Genomic DNA, 25,090 nt, shown 5'->3' on the forward strand with positions numbered 1-25,090 from the left:
TTATTTCAGCGGCGAGTTTTTACGCTCGATGCTGTAGCGTTCAAGCTCTTTGTACGGCACCACCTGACTTTTCTTCTTACGCACGTCCACCACCGTCATACGGTCGGTGCAGGAGTAGCACGGATCAAGGCTGCCAATGATCAGCGGCGCATCAGACACCGTGTTGCCGCGCAGCATGTAGCGCAGGGTTGGCCAGTTGGCGTAGGTGGCCGCACGGCAGCGCCAGCGGTAGAGCTTCTGGTTGTCGCCGGTCATGCTCCAGTGAATGTCGTCTCCGCGTGGCGCTTCGGCAAAACCGAGGGCAAAGCGGTTTGGAATGTAGGTGAAGCCTTCCACCATCAGCGGGCCGCCCGGCAGGTTATCCAGCCCGAAGTCGATCATATTCAGCGCGGTGAAGACTTCGTTGATACGCACTTTCAGGCGGGAGATCACGTCACAACCCTGCTCGCTGTGTACCGTCATCGGCAGCAAGCCATAGCCGACAAACGGGTGGTCGGCACGGGTGTCGCGAGCGTGGCCGCTGGCGCGCACCATCGGGCCGACGTTGCTGAAGTCGCGGGCAATCTCAGGATCGAGGCGGCCAATACCGACGGTACGCTGCTCAATGTTTGGCGTGCTGAGCAGCATATCGACCAGCTCCTGCACGTCGCGACGCATCTGCTGCGCAAGCTGACGGGTCTTGATCATGTCGTCTTTCAGCAGATCGCGGCGGATCCCGCCAATCAGGTTCAGACCGTAGGTTTTACGCGCCCCGGTGAGGATTTCCGCCATTTTCATCGATGCTTCACGCACGCGGAAGAACTGCATAAAACCGGAGTCAAAGCCGACGAAGTGGCAGGCCAGCCCGAGGTTGAGCAGATGCGAGTGCAGGCGTTCAACTTCCAGCAGAATGGCGCGGATCATCTGTGCTCGCTCCGGCACCACGATCCCCATTCCGTTTTCCACCGAGGTAGTGTAGGCCGTGCTGTGGGCAAAGCCGCAGATGCCGCACACGCGGTCGGAGAGGAAGGTCACTTCGTTATAACCCATGCGGGTTTCTGCCAGTTTTTCCATGCCACGATGGACGTAGAACAAGCGGTAGTCGGCGTCGATAATGTTCTCGCCATCAACAAACAGGCGGAAGTGACCCGGTTCATCGGAAGTGACGTGCAGCGGGCCGATTGGCACCACATTGTTCTTTTTACTTCCCAGCTCGTTGATGAACTCGTAGGTTTCACTGTCGGTGGTCGGTGCCGGACGCTGGCGGTAGTCCATGCTGTCTTTACGCAGCGGATAAAGTTCGTCCGGCCAGTCATCCGGCAGCACCAGACGGCGCTCATCCGGCAGGCCGACCGGCACCAGGCCGTACATATCACGCACTTCACGTTCGCCCCAGACGGCAGCCGGTACGCGCGGCGTTACGGATGGATACTCCGGTTTATTCGGATCAACTTCGATACGCACGGTGAGCCAGCACTTCTCGCCCTGCTCCATCGACATCACGTAGTAGACCGCATAGTTCCCGCACAGCTGACGCTCGTCGTTACCAAACAGCACCGACAGCCATCCACCCTGCTGGTAGTAAAGAAACTCCACCACTTCCGGCAGGTAGTTCACCTTCACGGTGATGGTTACCTGGTCTTTGGTTTGCCAGCTTTCGTCCAGCACCACGCCCGGGAAAGCCTGATGCAACGCGGCGAGATACTGCTGACCTTTCTTTTCTTCAGACATAAAAACTCTCTTCAATCACGCCACCAGAAAGGAGACGAACGCTAAAAATGCAAAACCAAAACCAGCCCAGGTGATGCGCGATGTCGCGACAAAACGCAGGCGTGCCATGCTGTTTTCAAACAGCGCAATCACCAGCACGCCAACCAGCAGCTTGAGTGCGGCAACGATAGCGGCCAGTACCAGACCACCAACGGAAAAGTGCGTCATCTGCCCCCACGGGAAGAAGACACCCACAAACATCTGCAACACCACCAGCTGTTTGAGGCTGATCCCCCACTTGAGCACCGCAAAACCGTAACCGCTGTATTCGGTCAGCGGTCCTTCCTGTAGCTCCTGCTCCGCTTCGGCGAGGTCAAACGGCAATTTGCCCATCTCAATAAAGGTGGCAAACGCACAGGCACACAAGGCCAGAACCAGCGGAATGGAGCGGGCCACAGGCCAGTGGTAGACGGTGTCGGTGATAAAGCTGATATGGGTTGACCCCGCCACCTGCGCGGCGACCCACAGCCCCAGCAGCAGGATCGGCTCAACCAGCACACCCAACATCGCCTCGCGGCTGGCACCGATGCCGGTAAACGGGCTACCGGTGTCCAGGCCTGCAATCGCAAAGAAGAAACGGGCGATGGCGAAGAGGTAGATAAGCGTGATCAGATCGCCCAGCACCGGCAGTGGAGAACCGACCGTCACCACCGGCAGCGCGGTGGCGATGGTCAGCATCACGCCCACCATCACAAACGGCGTCAGGCGGAAGACCCAGCCTGCGGCATCCGGTGCAACGCTCTGACGCGTGAACAATTTGAAGAGATCGCGGTACTCCTGCAGCACGCCAGGCCCACGACGGTTGTGCATCCGGGCGCGCGCCACGCGGCTCACCCCGGAAAACAATGGCGCAACGGCGAATAACACCAGCGCCTGAAGTAATGCCAGTAACAGACTCATGTCAGGCTCCTCGCGAAATCACAATCACCACCAGCACCGCCAGCTCAATAACGGCCAGACGGCGGAACAATGCAGGTGCAGCGGCACTCTGCCAGCCCGGAACCCAACCTACCGGGTTCAGCCAGTGGCGCAGTTTCAGCACGGTGGAGAAGTTCTCTTTTACTGGCATGGCAAAACCGTGCGCCGTGATGACCATAGATTGTTCATGCTCATAGCCGCAGGCCCATGCAGTACCGCGCGAGCGGGAAGCGAGTCGGTCACGTTTGAAGAACAGCATCAGGACAAACGGCAGCAGCGGTGCGGCAATCAGCAGCAGCGCAATCATCGGCTGGGAAACGGTGGTATGTGCCGTGGTCAACGGCAGTGGAACCGCATTCCCCAGCAATGGCAGCAGCCACGGTGCAGCGATCCCCCCCGCAATGCAGCACAGCGCCAGCGCGACCACGCTTGTCGCCATCAGTACCGGCGCACAGCAGGCGTTTTCAGCTTCACGCGTGCGCGGCGCACCGAGGAAAGTCACGCCGTAGACTTTTGCCATACACATCACCGCCAGCGCCCCGGTAATCGCCAGGCCCGCTGCCAGCAGTGGCCCTGACAGGCGCGCAATAAATACGTCGCTCTGGCCGAGCGCGAAGAAGGACTGGTAAATCACCCACTCACCGGCAAAGCCGTTCAGCGGCGGCAGTGCGGCCATCGCCATCAGCCCCACCAGCATCGCAAGTGAAATCACAGGCATTTTTTTGCCGATACCGCCGAGCTTTTCGATATCACGGTGACCCGTGCGGAACCAGACGCTGCCAGCACCGAGGAACAGCGTGCTTTTAAACAGGCTGTGGTTGACGAGATGATACAAGCCGCCGATAAACCCGGCAGCAACCAGCGCCGGTTGATTGAGCGCCAGCCCGGTCACTCCCGCGCCAAGACCCAGCAGGATAATGCCGATATTTTCCAGGGTGTGATACGCCAGCAGACGCTGGATGTTGTGCTCCATCAGCGCGTACAGACCGCCGACAAACGCCGTGACCATGCCAGCGACCAGCAGCACCACGCCCCACCACAGCGGCGGTTGCCCCCCCGTCAGCGACAGCGCCAGAATGCCGAATAGCCCCACCTTCATGACAACCGTCGAGAAGAGTGCGGCCGCCGGCGCAGAGGCATTCGCATGCGCCTGCGGCACCCAGCCGTGCAGCGGAATGATCCCGGCCAGCAAGCCAAAACCCACCACGCCCGTCAGCCAGATATCCGCCCCAAACGGCAGCACCTGCGTGCGTTCATTCAGCAGGGAAAAATCCAGCGTGCCGTAACGGCTCCACACCAGCCAGCAGGTGAGCGCCAGCAGCAGCGTGCCGAGGCGACCCAGCGCAAACCACAGTTTGCCGGACGTGCTACAGCCGGTCAGGAACACGCCGCACAGCGCCATGATTTCTGCCATTACCACCAGCGCGCCGAGATTACTGGCGGTTACGGTACAGACCGCCGTCGCCATCAGCAGGTTAACCAGCAGACCGTTTGCTTTGGTATTGTGATGGCGGTGCCAGTCGATATTGAACAGGCTGATAAACACGCCGCAGAGGCCAAACGTTACCAGCCAGATAGCATTCAGCGGTGTAAGCTGAATGCTGTGGTGGATAAGCGGCATCACCGCTTCTGCGGATTGCCCGCCAGACAACATCACTCCACCGGCAGCCAGTGTCATCAGGCTGCCAACTGCCCCGCCAATGCCCGCAATCCAGCCGCTCAGGGTTTTATGAAAAGAGAAGACCAGCGCCAGAATAGCGGTGGCAGCAAAGTACGCCACCGCGCTGTTAATCATCGTCATCGCGTTCATTTCGCCCCCTCGTTAAGCGCCTGAAGCAGAGAAAGATCGCCAAAATCAGTATCGATGGTCAGCTCGCGTTTACGCTTGCTGGTGCGGGCGATATCGCGAATATTGACCAGAATCAGCGCCTTAGTTGGGCAGGTGCGTACGCAGGCCGGGCCTTGCTCATCAAAACTGCACAGGTCACATTTCACCGCCACCGCACGCACGCCAGGTACCCAGTCCAGCAGCGTGCTCACGCGCGCCGGAGCCGGTGGCGCAGGTGGCGCTTTCGGCGAATTCGTATTGGCCGGAATATGCAGCGGACGGCTACCGGAAAATTCAATGGCTCCGAACGGGCAGGCAATGCCGCACAGCTTGCAGCTCACGCACAGGCTTTCGTTCAGTTGTACAGCGCCATCAACACGGGTGATGGCATTAACAGGGCAGACAGCCGCGCACGGCGCATCCTCACAGTGATGGCAGAGCTGCGGGGCAGACTCTTTTTCATTACGCATAACGTGCAGGCGCGGCATGGACTGTAGCCCGTGCTGGCGGTGGGTTTCCGAACACGCCGCCTCACAGGTTCGACAGCCAATACAGACCGTCGAGTCAGCTATTACAAAACGGTTCACCGGGTCATCCTCTGGTGATAGTCATTTTTGACGAAAAACTGTCTTATCGACACTTATCGACACTCACTAGTCAGGCCACATTCGCCGATGCTTTTGTATCCATCAGCTGCTTCAGGTTGACCGGGAGATCGTGTTCAACGGCGGTGTACAGGCCGTTATAAACTGGCGCGATTTTTTCCAGATAATGCTCCAGCACCTGCTGACGATCGCGGTTGCTGACGTGACCATCCACCATGCCATCAGCCATCAGCTGCGCCTTCGCAATACACTGCCTGTCACCCTCTTTCGTCTCGACGTAGTACTCGATGGTGTGGCTGTTGAAGGTGTCCGCCAGCGTGACGTAAATCGTAAAGTGGCCGAAGAGGACAAAGCGCATATCACCCTGTGCTGCACAGCTCATGGCGTGGTGAAGACGGGCTTTCGACAGGGTGATGCCCTGAATCAGAGAGTTGCAGTAGAGGTGCCACTGCTCCTGTAACTGCTGATGGCGCTGCGCGATGTAATCCGCTTTTTCGCTGATTTCCCAAATAGTCATAAAAGGTATCCGGTTAGTGGAGATTGCGGCTATTAAGCAGATTCCGTGCCAGTTTTTAATGCATTGATTTTTAATGAATTTAAGTAACCATCCGCTGTCACTTCAGCGGTGTCGACGTGTCATTTCGACAGCGTTGACATCGTCACGCCTTAACAAAAATCAAGCTGGCACTGTTATTGCATTACCGGGGCAATTCATTAAGGAGGCGTCATGCACGAAATCACTCTCTGCCAGCGAGCGCTGGAGCTCATCGAACAGCAGGCAGTGCAGCACAACGCAAAACGCGTGACCGGTGTCTGGCTGAAAATCGGGGCATTTTCCTGTGTCGAAACCAGCGCCCTCACCTTCTGTTTTGAGCTGGTGTGTCGCGACACACTGGCGGAAGGCTGTGAACTTCACATTGAAGAACAGCAGGCAGAGTGCTGGTGCGAGCAGTGCCAGCAGTACGTCACCCTGTTGTCATCAAAAGTCCGGAGCTGCCCGCAGTGCCAGAGCACCGGGCTGCGCATCGTGGCGGATGACGGCATGCAGATCCAACGCCTCGAAATCGAGAGGGAGTAAATTATGTGTAGTACCTGCGGTTGTGCTGAAGGCAACCTGTATATAGAAGGGGATGAACACCGTCCTCACTCTGCGTTTCGCTCCGCGCCCTTTTCCCCTGCGGCTCGTCCCGCATCGGTGATAACCGGTATCACCTTTGCCCCTCAACAATCCGGTGCGGGCGATTTGCATTATGGCCACGGCGAAGCGGGCACGCATGCACCGGGCATCAGCCAGCGTCAGATGCTGGAAGTCGAAATCAACGTACTCGACAAAAATAACCAACTCGCGGCCCGTAACCGCGCCCGCTTTGCCACGCGTAAGCAGCTGGTACTGAACCTGGTGTCCAGCCCCGGCTCCGGCAAAACCACGCTACTCACGGAAACGCTCAAACGCCTGAACGGAAGTGTCTCCTGTGCGGTGATTGAAGGCGATCAGCAAACCGTAAACGACGCCGCGCGCATTCGCGAAACCGGCACGCCGGCCATTCAGGTTAACACCGGTAAAGGTTGCCACCTGGATGCGCAGATGATTGCCGATGCCGCGCCGCGTCTGCCGCTGACAGATAACGGCATCCTGTTTATTGAGAACGTGGGCAACCTGGTTTGTCCGGCAAGCTTCGATCTCGGTGAACGGCATAAAGTGGCGGTGCTCTCCGTAACCGAAGGGGAGGACAAGCCGCTGAAGTACCCGCACATGTTCGCCGCCGCCTCGCTGATGCTGCTGAACAAAGTGGATTTGCTGCCGTACCTGAACTTCGACGTGGACAAATGCATGGCGTACGCCCGCGAAGTGAACCCGGATATTACGATCCTGCTGGTGTCCGCCACGCGCGGTGACGGCATGGACGCCTGGCTGAACTGGCTGGAGAGTGAACGATGTGCATAGGCGTCCCGGGACAAATTCACTCCATTGACGGAAATCAGGCCAAAGTTGAGGTTTGTGGCATTTTGCGCGACGTCGACCTGACGCTGGTGGGCAGCACCGATGAAACCGGTGAATCACGCCTTGGTCAGTGGGTACTGGTACACGTGGGGTTTGCCATGAGCGTGATAAATGAAGCGGAAGCCCGCGACACGCTGGATGCCCTGCAAAACATGTTTGACGTTGAGCCTGACGTCGGCGCACTGCTGTACGGCGAGGAGCAATAACCCATGCGTTACGTTGATGAATATCGCGCCCCCGAGCAGGTAATGCAGCTTATCGGGCATCTGAAAACGAGAGCTGCACTGCTGAACTACAGCGCTGAAAAGCCGTTACGGATTATGGAGGTGTGTGGCGGGCACACGCATGCGATCTTTAAATTTGGCCTCGACCAGCTTCTGCCGGAAAACATCGAGTTTATCCACGGCCCCGGCTGTCCGGTCTGCGTTCTGCCAATGGGACGCATCGACAGCTGTATCGAAATTGCCAGCCAGCCTGACGTCATTTTCTGCACGTTTGGCGATGCGATGCGCGTGCCTGGAAAAAATGGCTCACTGCTACAGGCTAAAGCCCGTGGTGCGGATATCCGGATCGTTTACTCGCCGATGGATGCCCTGACGCTGGCAACCGATAACCCTGAGCGTAAAGTCGTCTTTTTCGGGCTGGGTTTTGAGACCACGATGCCCGCCACGGCAATCACACTGCAGCAGGCTAAAACCCGCAACGTCGATAACTTTTTCTTTTTCTGCCAGCACATTACGCTCATCCCGACGTTACGCAGCCTGCTGGAAGAGCCGGGAAACGGCATTGATGCATTTCTGGCACCGGGCCACGTCAGCATGGTTATCGGGACAGAAGCCTACGGTTTTATCGCTGAGCAGTACAATCGCCCGTTAGTGGTCGCTGGTTTCGAGCCACTTGATCTACTGCAAGGCGTAACCATGCTGGTTGAGCAGAAAATAACAGCCCTGAGTGCAGTGGAAAACCAGTACCGCCGCGTGGTGCCCGATGCCGGTAATGAACGAGCCCAGCATGCCATTGCGGAAGTGTTTAGCGTTGAAGGCGACAGCGAATGGCGTGGGCTGGGGCTGATTGCCGAATCAGGCGTGCGCCTGACGCCTGCGTATCACGCATTCGATGCCGAAGCACATTTCCGCCCGCGGCCACAACAGGTTTGCGACGATCCCCGCGCCCGCTGCGGCGAGGTGCTTACCGGAAAATGCAAACCCCATCAATGCCCGTTATTTGGCAACACCTGTAACCCGCACACCGCCTTTGGCGCGCTGATGGTCTCCTCCGAAGGGGCATGTGCCGCGTGGTATCAGTATCGCAATCAGGAGTGTGAAGCATGAATACGGTTGAAATGGCGCACGGCAGCGGCGGCCAGGCGATGCAACAGCTGATTAACCGGCTATTTATGGAAGCCTTTAACAACCCCTGGCTGGCCGAGCAGGAAGACCAGGCACGTATTGCCCTCTCGACCCTCACCGCGCAGGGTGACAGGCTGGCTTTTTCCACTGACAGCTACGTGATCGACCCGCTGTTCTTTCCTGGAGGCGATATCGGCAAGCTGGCTGTCTGCGGTACCGCGAACGATGTTGCCGTCAGCGGTGCAATCCCGCGCTACCTCTCCTGCGGGTTTATCCTCGAAGAGGGGTTGCCGATGGAAACGCTCACTACCGTGGTCAACAGCATGGCGCATACTGCACGCGAGGCGGGTATCGCCATCGTCACCGGTGATACCAAAGTGGTACAGCGCGGTGCGGCAGATAAACTGTTCATCAATACTGCCGGAATGGGGGCTATCCCTGTGGGGATCCACTGGGGTGCTCAGCAGCTTGCCGTGGGCGATGTGTTGTTAGTCAGCGGCACGCTGGGTTGCCACGGCGCAACCATACTGAACCTGCGCGAAGGTCTGGGGCTGGATGGCGAGTTACGCAGCGACTGCACCGTACTCACCCCGCTTATCCAGACGCTGCGTTCCATTCCGGGCGTGAAAGCCCTGCGCGATGCCACACGCGGTGGTGTCAATGCGGTGGTGCACGAATTCGCCGCAAGCTGCGGCTGCGGAATTGAACTGACTGAACGCGGTCTGCCCGTCAAACCCGCCGTTCGTGGGCTTTGCGAGCTGCTGGGTCTCGATCCGCTAAACTTTGCGAACGAAGGTAAGCTGGTGATTGGCGTTGAACGCGCAGCGGCCGATGCGGTGCTGGAACAGCTGCGGGCACATCCCTTAGGGAAAGAGGCCGCGATCGTTGGCGAAGTGGTTGAGCGCAAAGGGGTGCGCCTGGCCGGACTTTATGGTGTGAAGCGTACGCTGGATCTCCCGCACGCGGAACCCCTACCCCGAATTTGCTAGAACCGCGGCAAAAGCGGTCAGCACTGAATTTATCTATATTTGCCCGTTTCTACTGGAAAGCACTATGCCGTATACACCGATGAGCAATCTTGGACAGCAAGGCCTGTTTGACATCACGCGCACACTTTTGCAGCAGCCCGACCTCGGCTCGCTGAGCGATACCCTGACGCGGCTGGTCAGACAATCTGCGCTGGCGGACAGCGCCGCCATTGTGCTCTGGCATAGCGGGAGCCATCGCGCGAGCTATTACTCCACACGAGATAGCGGCAAAATCTTTGAATATGAAGATGAAACTTTCCTGGCACATGGCCCTGTCCGGCGTATTCTTTCCCGCCCGGAAGCCCTGCACTGCAACTTTGATGAATTCCGACAAGCCTGGCCGATGCTGGCAGAGAGCCATTTATATCCGCCATTCGGGCACTACTGCCTGCTGCCGCTGGCCGTGGAAGGCCATATTTTCGGTGGCTGCGAGTTTATTCGCAATACCGACCAGTCGTGGAGCGAGGCGGAATATGAGCGTCTGCACACCTTTACCCAGATAGTGGCCGTCGTTGCAGAGCAGATCCAAAGCCGCGTCAGTAACAATGTGGACTACGACCTGCTGAGCCGCGAGCGTGACAACTTCCGCATTCTGGTGGCGATCACTAACGCCGTGCTGTCACGGCTCGACATGGATGAACTGGTCAGCGAAGTCTCGAAAGAGATCCACCACTATTTCAAAATCGATGCCATCAGCATTGCGCTCCGGGGCCATCGTAAGGGCAAACTGAATATTTACTCCACGCACTATCTTGATGAGGCAAACCCGGCTCACGAGCAGAGCGAAGTGGATGAAGCAGGCACCCTTTCTGAACGGGTGTTCAAAAGCAAAGAGATCCTGCTGCTCAATCTCAATGAACAGGATGCACAGGCCCCCTACGAGCGGATGCTGTTTAACATCTGGGGCAATAACATCCAGACGCTGTGTCTGCTCCCCCTGATGTCCGGCAACACCATGCTGGGCGTCCTGAAGCTGGCGCAGTGTGAGGAAGGTGTTTTTACTACCGCCAACCTGAAGCTGCTGCGCCAGATCGCCGAGCGTATCTCCATCGCGCTGGATAACGCGCTGGCCTATCAGGAAATCCACCGTCTGAAAGAACGGCTGGTGGATGAAAACCTGGCGCTGACCGAGCAGCTCAACAACGTTGACAGTGAGTTTGGTGAGATTATCGGGCGTAGCGAAGCGATGTACAGCGTACTCAAGCAGGTTGAGATGGTGGCTCAAAGCGACAGTACGGTGCTTATCCTGGGTGAAACGGGCACGGGTAAAGAGCTGATTGCCCGCGCGATCCACAATTTAAGTAACCGCAACAGCCGTCGCATGGTGAAGATGAACTGCGCCGCCATGCCTGCAGGTTTGCTGGAAAGCGATCTCTTCGGCCATGAACGCGGTGCCTTTACCGGTGCCAGTAGCCAGCGTCTGGGCCGTTTTGAGCTGGCGGATAAAAGCTCGCTGTTTCTGGATGAAGTGGGCGATATGCCGCTGGAGCTGCAGCCAAAACTGCTTCGCGTCCTGCAGGAGCAGGAGTTTGAACGCCTCGGCAGCAACAAACTGATTCAGACAGACGTGCGATTGATTGCCGCCACCAACCGCGACTTGAAAAAAATGGTCGCCGACCGCGAGTTTCGAAGCGATCTCTATTATCGCCTGAACGTCTTCCCGATTTGCCTGCCGCCGCTGCGCGAACGCCCGGAAGATATCCCCCTGCTGGTCAAAGCCTTTACGGCTAAAATTGCGCGCCGGATGGGGCGAAACATCGACAGCATTCCCGCCGAGACGTTGCGTACCCTCTCGTTGATGGAGTGGCCCGGCAACGTGCGCGAACTGGAAAACGTCATTGAACGCGCGGTACTGCTGACGCGCGGCAGCGTATTGCAACTGTCGCTGCCGGAAGTCTCTCTGCCGGAAACCTCCGTGATAGCAACCGACGTGGCACAGGACGGTGAAAACGAATGCCAGCTGATTATGCGCGTGCTGAAAGAGACGAACGGTGTGGTTGCCGGACCAAAAGGCGCGGCACAGCGGCTGGGGCTGAAACGCACCACGCTGTTGTCTCGCATGAAGCGTCTGGGAATTGATAAAGAGAGCCTGGTTTAACGTCTGATACAGGGCGGCAGCATGCGCACCGCCCTTCGCTCCCCCCGTGTTATCTCCGTGAAGTGGCCTTCATTGACACAAAATCTTTTCCTCTGTATAAAATCCCGCCTTAATAATGAGTTTCATTTACATTAAAAATAATTTTAATGACGGGGAGCGTTTAATGAAAAAAATCATCTGCGCGTTAAGCCTGGCGTTTGCGTCAGCCAGTTCTGCTCTGGCAACCACGTACCCTCTGACGATTGAAAACTGCGGGTATAAAGAGACATTTACTAAAGCCCCTGAGCGGGTGGTTGCTCTCGGTCAGAATACCGTCGAGATCTTGCTGCTGTTAGGCCTGCAAAATAACATTACCGCCAGTGCGTTTTGGCCGACCAAAGTTCTGCCGCAGCTGGCTGAACAAAATGCAAAAATCAAAACGCTGACGGTAGAAATCCCCACCCTTGAATCAATCCTTGCGCAAAACCCTGATTTTGTTCCTGCACAACTCCCCCTCTTACTGGGGCCAGAAAGCAAGGTGGCAAAACGTGAAGATTTGGCCACCGTCGGCGTAAACAGCTATTTATCTCCGGGGATGTGTGCAACCAAAAAAGCCGCAGGTGATATGTACGGCAGCCGTCAAAAGCTGTGGAATATGACCTTGCTCTATAAAGAGATTGAAGATTTCGCGGCAATCTTTAACGTGCAATCTCGTGGCGAAGCACTGATTGCCGATTTCAAAAAACGTGAGAATGACCTGCGTAAAACGTTCAGTAAGAATAAAAAGGATCTCTCTTTTGTCTTCTGGTTCTCCAGTTCTTCCCCTTCTGCTGATGCTTACGTAGGCGGAAAAAACAGCGCCTCTGGGTTTATCGCCAACGTTCTCGGTGGACATAACGCCATCACCTCCGAAACCGAATGGCCGACGGTGGGCTGGGAAAGCATCATCGCCGCGAACCCCGATGTGATCGTGGTCTCCAGCCTGGATCGTAACCGTTGGGCGCTTGATAATGCTGAAGAAAAAATCAAATTCCTGAAAAGTGATCCTGCCGTCAGCCAGCTGGATGCAGTGAAAAAAGGTCATATTGTGGTGATGGATGGTCAGGCGATGAACCCGACAATCCGCACGATTTACGGGGCTGAACAAGTGGGTGAACAGCTCAGAAAACTGGGGCTGAACTGATGACGACGGCCATTATTCAGGCGCGACAGGGACTGCTCCTGACCACCTCGTGTTTGCTCGCAACAGTACTGTTGTTCGTGGTCATTGCCCTGAGTGTCAGCGTCGGCGAACTTTCGATCCCGCTGCAAAACGTCTTTTACACCGTCAGCAATAAAATCGGCCTGACCGATGTTCCCCTCAACCGCATCTACGAGAGCGTGATTTGGGACTTCCGCCTGAGCCGCGCCCTGGTGGCGGCATGCTGTGGTGCTGGTCTGGCCATCTGCGGAGCAGTGCTGCAAAGCCTGTTGAAGAACGCACTGGCTGAGCCCTACGTGCTCGGTGTTTCTGCGGGAGCATCAACAGGTGCGGTTTCTGTGGTCGTATTGGGTATTGGCACCGGTGCGGTTTCTCTCTCCGCGGGCGCATTTGCCGGGGCATTTGCCGCCTTTGTTTTTGTCGCCTTCCTGACCAACGGCGCACGCGGCGGCAATGAACGCACCATTCTGGCGGGCGTTGCCGCGTCGCAGCTCTTCAACGCGATCACCGCTTACACCATCAGTACCTCTGCCAGTGCTCAGCAGGCACGTGATGTGATGTTCTGGCTGCTGGGGAGTTTCAGCGGTGTAAGATGGCCTGAGTTTCAACTGATTCTGGTGGTGGTACCGATTGGGCTTGCCGTTTGCCTCTACTATTCCCGCGCACTGGATGCCTTTACCTTTGGTGATGATGCCGCCGCCTCTCTGGGTATTGCCGTGCCCTGGGTACGCCTGATCCTCTTTACCACCACTGCACTCATCACCGCGACTATCGTCAGCATGGCTGGCTCTATCGGCTTTGTGGGGCTGGTTGTGCCGCACGTCATGCGCTTCTTCTTCGGCCCGCTGCACCGCACGTTGCTGATTGCCAGTGCACTGGCCGGGGCGGTCCTGATGGTGTTGGCGGATATCGCCTCTCGCATACTGATTGCACCGCAAAGCCTTCCCGTTGGCGTGGTGACGGCTCTGGTTGGCGTACCTTTCTTTGCCGTGATTATCTACCGCTCAAGGAATAAGTGATGAGTATCTCCGCTGAAAATATTACCTGGAAGGTCGGTAAAAAGGTCATCGTCAATAATGTCTCGCTGAACGTTTCCCGGGGAGAAACAGTCGGGCTACTTGGTCCCAATGGCTGTAGTAAGTCCTCTCTTTTGCGCATTCTGGCAGGCCTGCGTCGCCCGGATACCGGTAGCGTGACGCTGGATGGGCAAAACATTGCCCGCATCGCCAAAAAACAGCTGGCACGCCGGGTGGCATTCGTTGAACAGCACAGCATGACTGATGCCAACATGCGGGTTCGTGATGTGGTAAAACTTGGTCGTATACCGCATCACTCTCCTTTCTCGAACTGGAGCACGCATGATGACGAGGCCGTCACCGCGGCTCTGCAGAGGGTGGATATGCAGGGAAAAAGTGACCAGGGCTGGCTGAGCCTGTCCGGAGGGGAGCGTCAGCGCGTGCATATTGCCCGCGCACTGGCGCAGACACCCACCGAAATCCTGCTGGATGAACCGACTAACCACCTGGACATTCATCACCAGATACAATTAATGCACCTGATCAGCGAGTTACCGGTGACCAGCATTGTGGCTCTCCACGACCTCAACCACGCCTCGATGTTCTGTGATTCGTTGATTGTGATGCAGAAAGGGCAAATTGTCGCCACAGGCACGCCGCAGGAGATCTTATCCGAGGAATTGCTTTGGGATGTGTTCAGGGTGAAAACCAAAATTGAGATCTCCCCGTACCACGGCAAAAAGCACATTCATTTTATCGTTTAGGGTCAGGCTGCATGTCTCTGTTCTCCCTGCGTTCTGCTACAACGCTCTGGCCGCCCGTTTTATTGGGTAGCCAGTTCGTATTTAATATTGGTTTTTACGCAGTCGTTCCCTTCCTGGCGATATTTTTACGCGACGATATGTTGCTCTCTGGCGGGCTTATCGGGCTGGTGCTGGGGTTACGCACGTTCTCCCAACAGGGTATGTTTATCGTTGGTGGAGCGCTCTCTGACAAATATGGCGCAAAGATCGTTATCCTCTGCGGCTGCATTATTCGCGTGGCGGGTTATCTCCTGCTGGCATGCGGACAATCCCTGTTTCCCATCATTCTGGGAGCGTGCCTGACGGGGATCGGGGGGGCACTGTTCTCTCCCTCCATTGAAGCCCTGCTGGCAAAAACGGGGACACAAAGCGAAGCAAAGGGAAAACGGAGCCGGGCGGAGTGGTTTGCTCTTTTTGCCGTGTGCGGTGAACTTGGAGCGGTCCTGGGCCCGGTTGCCGGCGCGCTGCTGACAGGGCTGGGCTTCCGTCAGGTGGCGCTGGCAGGTGCTGGAGTGTTTGTCATTGCGCTCGTTGTGCTGTACTTCTGCCTTCCTGCCACACCCCACAGCAAACAGGTACTAAAGGTGCTTCCCTGGTGGACGACCTTCCGCCAGCCGCGCTTTGTCGCCTTTATCATTGCCTATAGCTCGTGGCTTTTGAGCTATAACCAGCTCTATCTGGCGTTGCCGGTAGAGATCCGGCGTTCAGGTGGCAGCGAGCAAGATCTCGGTCCTCTCTTTATGCTGGCTTCAGTACTGATTATCGCTTTTCAGCTTCCGCTGGCGCGCTTCGCCCGACGCGTGGGTGCCATCAGGATCTTACCGGTGGGTTTTTTGCTGCTCGCCGCCGCCTTTGCGAGCGTCTCCCTGTTCGCCGCAACAGAGCCGCCGGAAGGCTGGTTACGGTTGTTGCCTTCGGTGTGCCTTGTGACCCTGTTAACGCTGGGCCAAATGCTGCTCGTACCGTCAGCAAAAGACCTGATCCCACACTTTGCCGAAGCGTCAACGCTGGGGGCACACTATGGTGCACTCTCTACCGCCGGGGGCTGCGCAGTGCTGGCGGGGAATCTGTTCTTCGGCCCGCTACTGGATCATGCGCTGGTTCCCTCAACGCAGGCAATTTACCCCTGGCTGCTGCTGGCGTTATTTCCTTTTTGTAGCGCACTTGCGTTACCCGTGATTTGCCGTTCAATACGACCTTCCCGGACGTAACGGACTACTTTTTCTGACGATATTTTTCCGGCAATTCCGGTACCGGACGGCGATCGTCAATCAGATGGCGAATCGTCAGAATGGGGTGACGCCACAGCATGCGTGGCCCTGCCCAGCGCATAACCTGCTTCATTTCCTCACGTCTGGCGGGCTGGTAGCAGTGTACCGGACACTGTTTACAGGCTGGTTTTTCCTCACCAAAGACGCATTTATCCAGACGCTTATCCGCATAGGCATTAAGTGCCTGATAGTACCCTTCTTCCTGTGAAGCCTGTGGGCACCGTTTTTCATACAGGGCGATCATTTTGGCGATCGTCTCTTTTTCTCGTGCGATGCGTTTATCAGACATGACGGGTCACCGAATAATAAAGTGCATTTATAATACCATTTATCCCTTGCGGTTTCAGTCGTTGCATTTCGTTTTCTGAAGACGCTTTCCAGTTTTAACCCCGCCCCTCATGAATTTTACTGGTATTTTATACAGGCATCAGAAACACACTTTGCCCGTATCTACCGGAGACCGTATGCAACAGATCGCTATCGCCAAACCCTATCGTCATTTAAAAGTCGGCTATTTCAGAAAACGTCACGAGGACCGCAAAACTAAAATCCCGACACGTTACAGCGTGCATGCTGCTTTAAGCTTAAAAGGGGACTGGCTTGAACAAGCCGGATTTACCACAAATTCGCAGGTTCGGGTGGGTGTTGAGCATGGAAAAATCATCATCGAGTTAATGCCGGAAGGCGTCTCGTAAAGTCGTGACATTTTTCTGCGCCACACCTTTTTTTCATGCGACAATAGAGGGAACTAACGGCCACTGAGCCGCTCAAAGCGTAATATTATCAAAGAAATGGATATCATAACTCCATGACCACAATCGACAATTTCGACGCACATACGCCGATGATGCATTGGTGTGTTAATGCTGATTATTAAAGATAATTTTCCACCAGAAAATAAAAACCATATTTCAACCTACATTTATGTAACTATCTGATTTTAAGAATATTGTTTGCTGTACTCATCCAGCGTTATACTCCCTCTGTTTTCCCATCCATCTAATAACACAGGGCATCCCCATGAGCCGATACCATGTATCCAGCAGTGAAGGCCAGTATGAGAAAGACTCTGGCGAGCAGGTTTTGGCTAATAAGCTGGGGATCGCTACTTCTGATGAGATGGATGAGGTTGAACTTGTCCTGTTAGAACAACTCTACCAGTCTGTTTTTGAAGAACAGTTCCCGGAAGGACAACTCAGCGTAGCCCTGCTAAAAAGCTGGCATCGCCGCTGGTTAGGTAACATCTACGAGTGGGCTGGACAAGAAAGAGCGGTTAATATCAGCAAAGGCGGCTTTATGTTTGCCCCCTCAGCACAGTTGCCAAAACTGCTGAACGAGTTCGACACGAAGTATCTGACTCAATACACGCCGTGTAGCGGCATGGACGAAGAACAACTCATCACCGCTATCGCCATAACCCATGTCGAGCTGATACTCATCCATCCATTCAGAGAAGGAAACGGGCGTTTGTCGCGACTATTAGCCGACGTTATGGCCGTTCAGGGAGGATACAAACCGCTGGATTATAAAAGCTGGGAGCAAAACAAAACCCAGTATATCTCGGCTATCCATGCGGGCGTATCAATGGACTACGAGCCGATGAGACACTGGGTCAGAGAAGCATTAAGAAGGGGCTAAACCGCAAGACGTAAATGAGCAAATTTTTTGCGTGTAGCTTCAAGGGAAGCTTCGATCTTCGCGGAGGACTGCCCTGTTTCAACAGCCGTAGATGTTGCTACTGAGCGAACGATGTCAGCACGAGACGGCTTAGCATAGCTTGCCTGAGTTTTTTTGTTGTTGCTCATAATTACTCCTGAAAAGCAAAATCTGGGCTGAAAACATCATCTAAGCATTATACCAAACTTTCTGCGCGAATTCACATTAAGCCCCGTCAAAGACTCACTCATCGGCCAAGCCCTTTAAGTAATACATCAAGTATGAAACGATTGGCTAAACGGGCAACATCCTTATCAGACAGGTAAGCAACTGAATGTTTCTCAAACGCCCCCATGCTTTCGATGACAGCATTCTGTACGGCCTGAGGATAATCCCCAAGCATGATTTGCTCGATATCGTTATGGCGAAGTTGATCCATCACAGAATCATTTTCGGAAACTTTAGCCGCCACGCCATCAAGCCATACCAGCTTGTCAGCATCAGTCGTTTCTTCGCCAAACAACTCATTTAGCTGTTCCAGAATGTGCGATAATAGATCTTTCGGCCTTTCAGCAATTGAGCCACCGACGCTGGTGATCCCTTTAAGTCCTTCTCCCCCTTCTTGTAATTTCAGATCCTGGGTGCGCTTTTCCCACAGTTTATAGTGTGTTAGCTGTACCTGACTGATATCAAGATCGTCATCAAGCCGCTCCTCTCTTAACAACGGCAGCAAGTGGCGAGCAAAGACATTTAAGCGTTCCAGTTCTTCATCTGCCAGATCGACAATTTGCGAAGCAAACTCGTAAAAACGGATAAAGCTATTCATATCTTTTTTGAACGTATCCAGCACGTCCTTCGCTTCACGAGCTTGCTTAACACTACGTTCGCAGTTTACTCGCCAAGTTTCATCGCCGCTTTTCTTTGCATCTTCGAGTGTCGATAACGCCCCTCGTAATACATCCATCGCGGAGCGGTAACGATGAGTAAAACGATCTACCGCTGGTTTACAATACCCCGTTAGCGCTTCAGGACCACGTTTCGGGTCAAAATAAGCATCAGAAAAATTAATCACTTCATGCCATTGCCATATATGCTGTTCATTCAGCTTATGGAAAATGGCATAAACAAGGTTGGGATCGGATACCTGCACCAGTTCGGCATTCTGATAATACTCTTTAAAATCAGCCAGAATATCCTGAGGATCATTAACAAAATCAAGAACAAATGTGCTGCTTTTCCCCGGATACGTACGATTAAGACGGGATAGTGTCTGAATACAATCCACGCCCTTGAGTTTTTTATCAACGTACATGGCGACCAGTTTGGGCTGGTCAAAGCCTGTCTGGAATTTATTAGCGACCAGCATCACCTGATAATCATCAGTATCGAATGCTTTACGCATATCCCGACCTTGCAGGCCAGGGTTCATCGAGTTTTCCGTGTAGCTTTCGCCCTCATCGACAACTTCACCTGAGAACGCCACCATTGCTGTTAAACGTTTATAGCCTTTTTCTCGCACATAGCTATCAAACGCCTGCTTATATTTTACTGCTTCGAGGCGACTGCTGGTTACTACCATCGCTTTCGCTTCGTGATTTAGTAAATGAGCAACATGCTCACGGAAATGTTCAATGATGACCTGTGATTTCTGGGCAATATTGTGAGGGTGTAAGCGAACCCACTTGCTCAACTGCGTTTTGGCTTTTTTGCGGTCGACTTCTTTATCTTCGGCATCATGTGCCAGACGATAAGCCTGCCCATAGCTGGTGTAATTTTTCAGAACATCCAGAATAAACTCTTCTTCGATCGCCTGTCGCATTGAATACAGATGAAATGGCTTCGGTTTATTGTCATTCGCCAAAGGCATTTCGGGATGAGGCGGTCTACCAAACAGCTCTAACGTCTTGGCTTTAGGCGTGGCAGTAAAGGCAAAATAGCTTATATCAGAGGAACCTCTGCGAGCCTCAAGCGTCGCATTGATAACATCCTGACCATCCATTTCTTCTTCATCTATTTTTTCCGCCATCAGCACTTCGCGAAGCTGTCGAGCAGTCGTTCCCGTCTGACTTGAGTGTGCTTCATCAGCGATAACAGCAAAGCTTCGTCCTTTCAGACCAGTACTTTCCTGAATAGCTTTGAGCACATGCGGGAAAGTCTGGATCGTCACGATGATAATTGCCGTACCAGACGATAAAGCCTCGGTTAGTTGCGAAGACTTACTACCCGACTCACGGCTGATTTTACAAACCACACCATCCTGATGTTCAAACTGGTAAATCGTGTCCTGCAATTGACCATCCAACACAGTGCGGTCTGTAATAACGATTACCGAATTAAAAAACTTGTTACCATCCGGGCGGTACAATGACGCTAACTGATGGGATAACCAAGCTATTGAGTTGGATTTACCGGAACCAGCGCTATGCTGAATAAGGTACTTTTGCCCTGTTCCCTCCACGCGAACGGCATTCAGCAATGACTGAACAGCGACCCATTGGTGGTAACGCGGGAAAATCAGGGTTTCCTTGATTTCCTGATGACCAAGCGCATCATCAACGCGCTTTTGCTCCAGATGTAAGTAGCGCCCCAAAATACGCAGCCAGTTATCCGGTTGCAGGATTTCCTGCCATAGATAGGCTGTCGCATACCCCTCTAATGGTTGATCGTTACCCGCCCCGCCTTCTGCGGTTCCCCGGTTAAAAGGCAGGAAAAAGGTTTTCTTTCCATCCAGTTTGGTGGTCATCGCCACCTCATACTGATTGACCGCAAAATGGACCAGCGCACCGCGTTTGAAGGTCAACAGTGGTTCTGGTTTATTTCCGGTTTTTGGCTGGCGGTCATTGATATACTGTAGTTTTGCCGCATCAAGCGATTGTTTAAACGCCGATTTCAGTTCAAGTGTGGCGACAGGCAACCCATTCAGGAACAATGTCAAATCAATGCGGCCATCATAACCATTGGGCGAATAAATCAGTTCAGGTACTACTCGTAAACGGTTAGCGCAATAGCGAACCAGCAAGTCTGGATTAAGGTCATGATCGGGTTTAAAGGTGCAAAGCTGAAAACGAGCACCGCGATCCGCTAAGGTATGTCTCAGCGTCCACAAGGTTCCTTTAGCCGAAAGATGTCTCTCAACCGCGTTGAGAAAATGTACATCTGTATCTTTTGGATAAATTCCGCAAAACTTGTCCCAGACTTCCGGCTGGGTTTCCTGTACATAAGCAAGCGCATCTTCTGGATAAATCGCCCTTTCACGATCATAGCCGGATGAGCTTCCAAATAACCAACCACTGGATGATAGTTGCTCAATAATGTGATTCTGGAATAATAGTTCTGCGGATTTAGATACCATATCAGTTCTCTTGATACGCTTGCTCAATCAGTAACTTAGCTTTTGCTAAATCTGCCTGATTATGGACAACCACCTCAATATCACCGGTTCCCCAGTGTCCCAAATTAGTAACATCTCTGACGATATCAGAGATGATCACCTGCTCCGGTTTTAGTTTCAGGTAAAGCTTGACGTGTGGTTCTTTGGCTGTGGGCCATATCACGACGCTTAGAAAATTCTTTATCTTCTGAAACGCAGTATAAAGCAGTAACTCTTTGCGCTGAACCTCATCACCCAAGCTATCAGCAAAATCACAGATATTCTGATAAAGCGCAACCAGTTCAGGGGAAGACTTATCCAGACGATAGCGTTGAGCATTTTTCTTCTGCTTCGGCACCTGATTCTCTATTGCAACAGGCTGAGGCTTGTGAGTCTCGGTAGCAGCATTCACCAGCTCAAACATCAGGAGATCAGGGTTAAACAGCTTATAGCGGATAAGATTGATATTGCGGTTAATCTGCGCAACGGCATGCTCGTCATATTTGGTAAAATCTGCCGCAATGCAAATCACACGGGCATTGGACCAATCGATATCGTCAGCAACCTGTTTGCCAAACTTATCCATCACCAGCCAACGGAACTCGGCCTGATGATCTAATAGCCAGTCCAGATAGAACAACCCCTGATTAATGACGTTCTCGTTACTCTGACGTTTATATTCGATAATCACTGGCGTGTTGTTTTCATCCAGCCCCAATGAGTCAATGCGCCCCTTATGGGTCTTGCCTGTGCTGTATTCTGTCGCCAAAAAACGTACCCCAAGGAAAGCCTCCATATGAGACTCGATCAGTTTCTGAAGATCTTTTTCAATGGCTGCTGATTTTCCCGGAAGTTCAGAGACACCGTTTTTACCATAACGAAAGAGCTGGATATCACTCATGCAGCGTCCTTAGCAGCGGGTTGCCAGTTGCGTACATCGATTTTACCTGTTACGGCAGCGGAAATTAGGGCGGAACGACGCTCCTTTAGCAAAGATATTTGCTGTTCACAATGCATCACAAGGGTATTGAAACATCGTTTTTTTTCTTCAACATCAGCAACAATAACTTTCTGCTCATTTAATGGCGGTAGCGGGATAATATATTTTTTCACGTCAGAACAAGTTATTGCGGCCTTTGTACTGCCCCCACCAGATGATTCAAAACGAATCTGATCATATTTACTTTGAAGCCATAAATGAAGATATTCTGGTAATATTTTATTTTTTGACAAAGGAGTCATATAAGCAATATGCTGATTAATAGTGGCATCCATCATCAATAACGCGGAGGTACCTCTCGTTTTCCCTTCCCCTGTAATTGCAATGATGACGCTACCTTTTTTTACTAAAGGTAAACTGCACTCCAACAATGCTTTTGAAGTGACAAATTGCTCTGCATTAGTAACAATATCATCGTTTACTTTAGAGCTATTAAGCCATGGGTAATCACCTGAAAGCCAGTAGGATTGATTATCTCTATTAGGAGTACTGCCATTACCAACTTTACAAAGCCAACCTATCTGGGATACCCCCCAGTGCTCAGGCACTTCACCTAACCACTCATTTCCTGAAACTTTGAGCTTAACACGATGATTTAACCCTCTTCTTACGACATCAGAAATCACCGCTTGCCGTTTTTCTTTCAGAAGTTCAATGAGTCGAACTTGTTTGTCGATTAATAGGTCAATCTTATCCAATTCGTAATCTAAAAATTTCGCAATACACTCCTGCTCAACTACTGAAGGCAAAAGTACAGGCAATGATTGAAAATCATCTGTTTTAATTTGTAATGAATTTGGTCTTATACCTTGCATTTGCGAAGTATAAGCCATGACGTATGGATTTGAACGCAACAAATAATGTATATATTTCTTATTAACATTTTTTGTAAACCTATATGCCCTATATGCAGGACTAACATATCCTTCATAATCGGAAACACCTAGGCCAGAATAGTTAAGCCACATTGTATTAACAACTAACTGCCCTTTTCTCACAACACGGTATTCTGCTACTTCTTCAAGCGTTCTTTTCTTTGCCTCATCATTGTACTCTTTTACTTCTACTCCCCTATAACCGGATACAGATAACATCTGCCCAACAGGCTCCACACCATTTTTTTCATTACTTACTTGGAACAAGTATTTGAATTTCTCAAGTGTCCATCTAGCAGGGATCTCTCCAAGCCATTCCACACAAGAGTCTTTATATTCTGAATATGCTCTGTACTTCACGAATGGACCTCCGCCAGCAAGACCATAATTTCTCTGCTCACTTCATCCAAGTCGCGATCAATCTCTTCCAAGGAACGTGGCGACTGATACTGATAAAAATAGCGGTTAAAAGGAATTTCATAACCCACTAAACCGACCTGTCCATCATAAGGATCGGTTTTTTCGATATCGATCCACGCATCAGGTATATAGGGTAATACCTCGCGTGTGAAATACGTTTCAACAGATTCACTCAACGGCACATTTTCATAATCACGCAAACTGGCGTCAGGTTCTGGCTTACCCTTAGTTTTACAAACTTCAGCATTCTCATCTGTTTCACTTAAGTGTTTTATCAACAACTTAAACTGAGCAGCAGAAACTTTCGGCAATGCTTTTTTGAATTTTTCCCGGCTTAAATATTTATCATCCATTGCATCCAGAGCGGCTAATAACTCTAAATCACCATATTTGGACCAGTCTTTATCCGCCAGCAACGCTACGCGACGATCAAGATCGCGTGGATAAAATGCCAGCTTAAGCGGTCTTTCCACCGTAATACGGCGATAGCCAAAATCAGAGGTTTTAAACAGCTTAACATTAGCCGAAGGTTGATAGCGCGTATACTGATTCACAATCTCGTCAATCTGCGCTTCCGTTAACTCTTTACGCTTACTACCAAGAGATTTCCGCATCGGCGCAAATTGCTCCGTGGCATTAATCAGCAGCACCTTGCCCTTACGTTCTTTCGGTTTATGATTGCTGAGTACCCAGATGTAAGTCGCAATCCCGGTGTTGTAGAACATATCGGTCGGCAACGCGACAATAGCATCCAGCAGATCCTGTTCCAGCACAAAGCGGCGGATCTCGCTTTCACCACTGCCCGCACCTCCGGTAAAGAGTGGCGAACCATTAAGAATGATCCCGATACGGCTGTTATCGTTCATCTTACTAATCAGGTGCAGCAAGAACAGCAAAGAACCATCGGATACTCTCGGCAAACCGGGTCCAAAACGCCCATCGTAGCCCTTTTTATGTTCTTTGCGGATAACGGTATCAATCTTTTTCCAGTCAACGCCAAACGGTGGGTTGGACAGGCAGTAATCAAAACGCTCATTCCAGAGCTGATCGTCAGAGAGGGTATTACCCAGCTTGATATTGCTGATATCTTGTCCCTTGATCAGCATGTCCGCTTTACAGATAGCGTAAGACTCTGGGTTTAGCTCCTGACCATAGGCCCGAAGGCTGGCACTGGGATTTATTCCATGCAGGTATTCCATACCACTGGAAAGGAAGCCGCCTGTCCCGGCAGTAGGATCGTAGATGCGGCGGATCAGTCCCGGTTTAGTCAACGCTGCATCGTCGTCCGCAAACACCAGAGAGGTTGTCAGTCGCACGATATCCCGTGGCGTAAAGTGCTCACCCGCCGTTTCGTTAGAACCTTCTGCAAACCGGCGGATCAAGTCCTCAAATATCAGCCCCATATCGTGGTTACTGACAGAAGAAGGGCTCAAATCAGCCTCGGCAAATTTTTTGGCTACTTTGTAGAGTAAATTGGCATCATCAAGCTGCTGTATAAACTCATAGAATTTAAAGTGTTCGAAGATCTCACGCGCGTCATAGCTGAATGAGCGAATGTAACGTTCAAGATTAAGTCGTGGCTGTGTTTCCCCCAACTTACTGAGGTCCAACGGCGAAGTATTGTAAAAGTGTTGCCCGGAAGCGTGGCGAAGAATTGCATCGGCAGCGTTCTCATCAAGCTTTTCAACCACAGGTAACTTATCAAGTACAGCCTGTTTGGTAGGCGCAAGCACGCACTCAAGACGACGAAGAACGGTAAATGGCAGAATCACTCTGCCATACTGAGATTGCTTGAAATCACCACGTAGTAAGTCAGCGACGGACCATAAGAAAGCCGCCATTGAAGAAAAATTAGTCATTTTATTACCTCTTGATTTTGCCCTATTGTCCACGTAAAAGCGGAGAGGACAAGAAGAAGTGAA

Annotated in this window: 23 protein-coding genes; 12 read left to right on the plus strand and 11 right to left on the minus strand. The window is 52.5% G+C overall.

What is annotated here, in order from left to right:
* From hycE to hycA, 5 genes are all read right to left on the minus strand, one after another.
* Entirely contained in the window at positions 1-1,710 is a 1,710-nt protein-coding gene (hycE, locus tag HV318_RS08695; RefSeq protein ID WP_182272440.1) for a formate hydrogenlyase subunit HycE, read from the minus strand.
* Positions 1,711-1,725: 15 nt separating this feature from the next.
* Positions 1,726-2,649 (minus strand): respiratory chain complex I subunit 1 family protein, encoded by a 924-nt coding sequence (locus HV318_RS08700; protein ID WP_182272441.1) that lies wholly within the window; start codon positions 2,647-2,649, stop codon positions 1,726-1,728.
* Position 2,650: 1 nt separating this feature from the next.
* Complete coding sequence (gene hycC, locus HV318_RS08705) at positions 2,651-4,477, minus strand: formate hydrogenlyase subunit 3 (protein ID WP_182272442.1); 1,827 nt, start codon at positions 4,475-4,477, stop codon at positions 2,651-2,653.
* The gene (locus HV318_RS08710; protein WP_182272443.1) at positions 4,474-5,082 is read right to left on the minus strand and encodes a 4Fe-4S dicluster domain-containing protein; all 609 of its coding nucleotides are present in this window, start codon (positions 5,080-5,082) and stop codon (positions 4,474-4,476) included. The genes hycC and HV318_RS08710 overlap by 4 nt, the downstream gene beginning before the upstream one ends.
* Before the next feature lie 70 nt (positions 5,083-5,152).
* A complete protein-coding gene (hycA, locus tag HV318_RS08715) occupies positions 5,153-5,617 on the minus strand; it encodes a formate hydrogenlyase regulator HycA (RefSeq protein WP_182272444.1) in 465 nt (154 codons plus the stop codon).
* Between the two features lie 210 nt (positions 5,618-5,827).
* Between hycA and hypA the strand changes: the two genes are divergently transcribed.
* The 10 genes from hypA to HV318_RS08765 all read left to right on the plus strand — a co-directional run bounded on the left by hypA (position 5,828) and on the right by HV318_RS08765 (position 15,787).
* On the plus strand, positions 5,828-6,178 hold the full coding sequence (gene hypA / locus HV318_RS08720) for a hydrogenase maturation nickel metallochaperone HypA (protein ID WP_182272445.1): 351 nt from the start codon (positions 5,828-5,830) through the stop codon (positions 6,176-6,178).
* 3 nt (positions 6,179-6,181) lie between these two features.
* On the plus strand, positions 6,182-7,045 hold the full coding sequence (hypB, locus tag HV318_RS08725) for a hydrogenase nickel incorporation protein HypB (protein ID WP_182272446.1): 864 nt from the start codon (positions 6,182-6,184) through the stop codon (positions 7,043-7,045).
* Complete coding sequence (locus HV318_RS08730; RefSeq protein WP_182272447.1) at positions 7,036-7,308, plus strand: HypC/HybG/HupF family hydrogenase formation chaperone; 273 nt, start codon at positions 7,036-7,038, stop codon at positions 7,306-7,308. The genes hypB and HV318_RS08730 overlap by 10 nt, the downstream gene beginning before the upstream one ends.
* A 3-nt stretch (positions 7,309-7,311) precedes the next feature.
* Entirely contained in the window at positions 7,312-8,433 is a 1,122-nt protein-coding gene (gene hypD / locus HV318_RS08735; protein WP_182272448.1) for a hydrogenase formation protein HypD, read from the plus strand.
* On the plus strand, positions 8,430-9,440 hold the full coding sequence (hypE, locus tag HV318_RS08740) for a hydrogenase expression/formation protein HypE (RefSeq protein ID WP_182272449.1): 1,011 nt from the start codon (positions 8,430-8,432) through the stop codon (positions 9,438-9,440). Before hypD ends, hypE begins: the two co-directional genes overlap by 4 nt.
* A gap of 64 nt (positions 9,441-9,504) precedes the next feature.
* A complete protein-coding gene (gene flhA, locus HV318_RS08745) occupies positions 9,505-11,577 on the plus strand; it encodes a formate hydrogenlyase transcriptional activator FlhA (RefSeq protein ID WP_182272450.1) in 2,073 nt (690 codons plus the stop codon).
* A gap of 163 nt (positions 11,578-11,740) precedes the next feature.
* A complete protein-coding gene (gene eitA / locus HV318_RS08750) occupies positions 11,741-12,739 on the plus strand; it encodes a siderophore ABC transporter substrate-binding protein EitA (protein ID WP_182272451.1) in 999 nt (332 codons plus the stop codon).
* The gene (locus tag HV318_RS08755) at positions 12,739-13,776 is read left to right on the plus strand and encodes a FecCD family ABC transporter permease (protein WP_182272452.1); all 1,038 of its coding nucleotides are present in this window, start codon (positions 12,739-12,741) and stop codon (positions 13,774-13,776) included. Before eitA ends, HV318_RS08755 begins: the two co-directional genes overlap by 1 nt.
* Positions 13,776-14,537: a siderophore ABC transporter ATP-binding protein EitC gene (gene eitC, locus HV318_RS08760; protein ID WP_182272453.1), complete on the plus strand. Its 762-nt coding sequence runs from the start codon at positions 13,776-13,778 to the stop codon at positions 14,535-14,537. Before HV318_RS08755 ends, eitC begins: the two co-directional genes overlap by 1 nt.
* 11 nt (positions 14,538-14,548) lie before the next feature.
* Positions 14,549-15,787, plus strand: coding sequence for an MDR family MFS transporter (locus HV318_RS08765; protein ID WP_182272454.1), 1,239 nt, complete (start codon positions 14,549-14,551; stop codon positions 15,785-15,787).
* Positions 15,788-15,791: 4 nt separating this feature from the next.
* On the opposite strand, the gene HV318_RS08770 is transcribed toward HV318_RS08765, so the two are convergent.
* Positions 15,792-16,136, minus strand: coding sequence for a nitrous oxide-stimulated promoter family protein (locus HV318_RS08770; protein ID WP_182272455.1), 345 nt, complete (start codon positions 16,134-16,136; stop codon positions 15,792-15,794).
* Positions 16,137-16,311: 175 nt separating this feature from the next.
* On the opposite strand from HV318_RS08770, the gene HV318_RS08775 reads away from it, so the two are divergent.
* Both HV318_RS08775 and HV318_RS08780 read left to right on the plus strand, forming a co-directional pair.
* Complete coding sequence (locus tag HV318_RS08775) at positions 16,312-16,542, plus strand: SymE family type I addiction module toxin (RefSeq protein ID WP_182272456.1); 231 nt, start codon at positions 16,312-16,314, stop codon at positions 16,540-16,542.
* 325 nt (positions 16,543-16,867) lie between these two features.
* Positions 16,868-17,485: a Fic/DOC family protein gene (locus HV318_RS08780; protein WP_034167216.1), complete on the plus strand. Its 618-nt coding sequence runs from the start codon at positions 16,868-16,870 to the stop codon at positions 17,483-17,485.
* On the opposite strand, the gene HV318_RS08785 is transcribed toward HV318_RS08780, so the two are convergent.
* The 5 genes from HV318_RS08785 to HV318_RS08805 form a co-directional block, all read right to left on the minus strand.
* Positions 17,482-17,652: a hypothetical protein gene (locus HV318_RS08785; RefSeq protein WP_000069461.1), complete on the minus strand. Its 171-nt coding sequence runs from the start codon at positions 17,650-17,652 to the stop codon at positions 17,482-17,484. The two genes, HV318_RS08780 and HV318_RS08785, sit on opposite strands and share 4 nt — an antisense overlap.
* Before the next feature lie 98 nt (positions 17,653-17,750).
* Positions 17,751-20,855: a type I restriction endonuclease subunit R gene (locus HV318_RS08790; RefSeq protein ID WP_032333271.1), complete on the minus strand. Its 3,105-nt coding sequence runs from the start codon at positions 20,853-20,855 to the stop codon at positions 17,751-17,753.
* A 1-nt stretch (position 20,856) separates the two neighbouring features.
* Positions 20,857-21,774, minus strand: a complete 918-nt coding sequence (locus tag HV318_RS08795; protein WP_023063267.1) for a DUF5655 domain-containing protein — start codon at positions 21,772-21,774, stop codon at positions 20,857-20,859.
* On the minus strand, positions 21,771-23,108 hold the full coding sequence (locus tag HV318_RS08800; protein ID WP_032333272.1) for a restriction endonuclease subunit S: 1,338 nt from the start codon (positions 23,106-23,108) through the stop codon (positions 21,771-21,773). The genes HV318_RS08795 and HV318_RS08800 overlap by 4 nt, the downstream gene beginning before the upstream one ends.
* Entirely contained in the window at positions 23,105-25,027 is a 1,923-nt protein-coding gene (locus HV318_RS08805; protein WP_032333273.1) for a type I restriction-modification system subunit M, read from the minus strand. The genes HV318_RS08800 and HV318_RS08805 overlap by 4 nt, the downstream gene beginning before the upstream one ends.
* Positions 25,028-25,090 lie beyond the last annotated feature (63 nt).

It is taken from the genome of Enterobacter sp. RHBSTW-00901, from assembly GCF_014103115.1.
In the GTDB taxonomy this organism is placed as follows: domain Bacteria; phylum Pseudomonadota; class Gammaproteobacteria; order Enterobacterales; family Enterobacteriaceae; genus Enterobacter; species Enterobacter cloacae_P.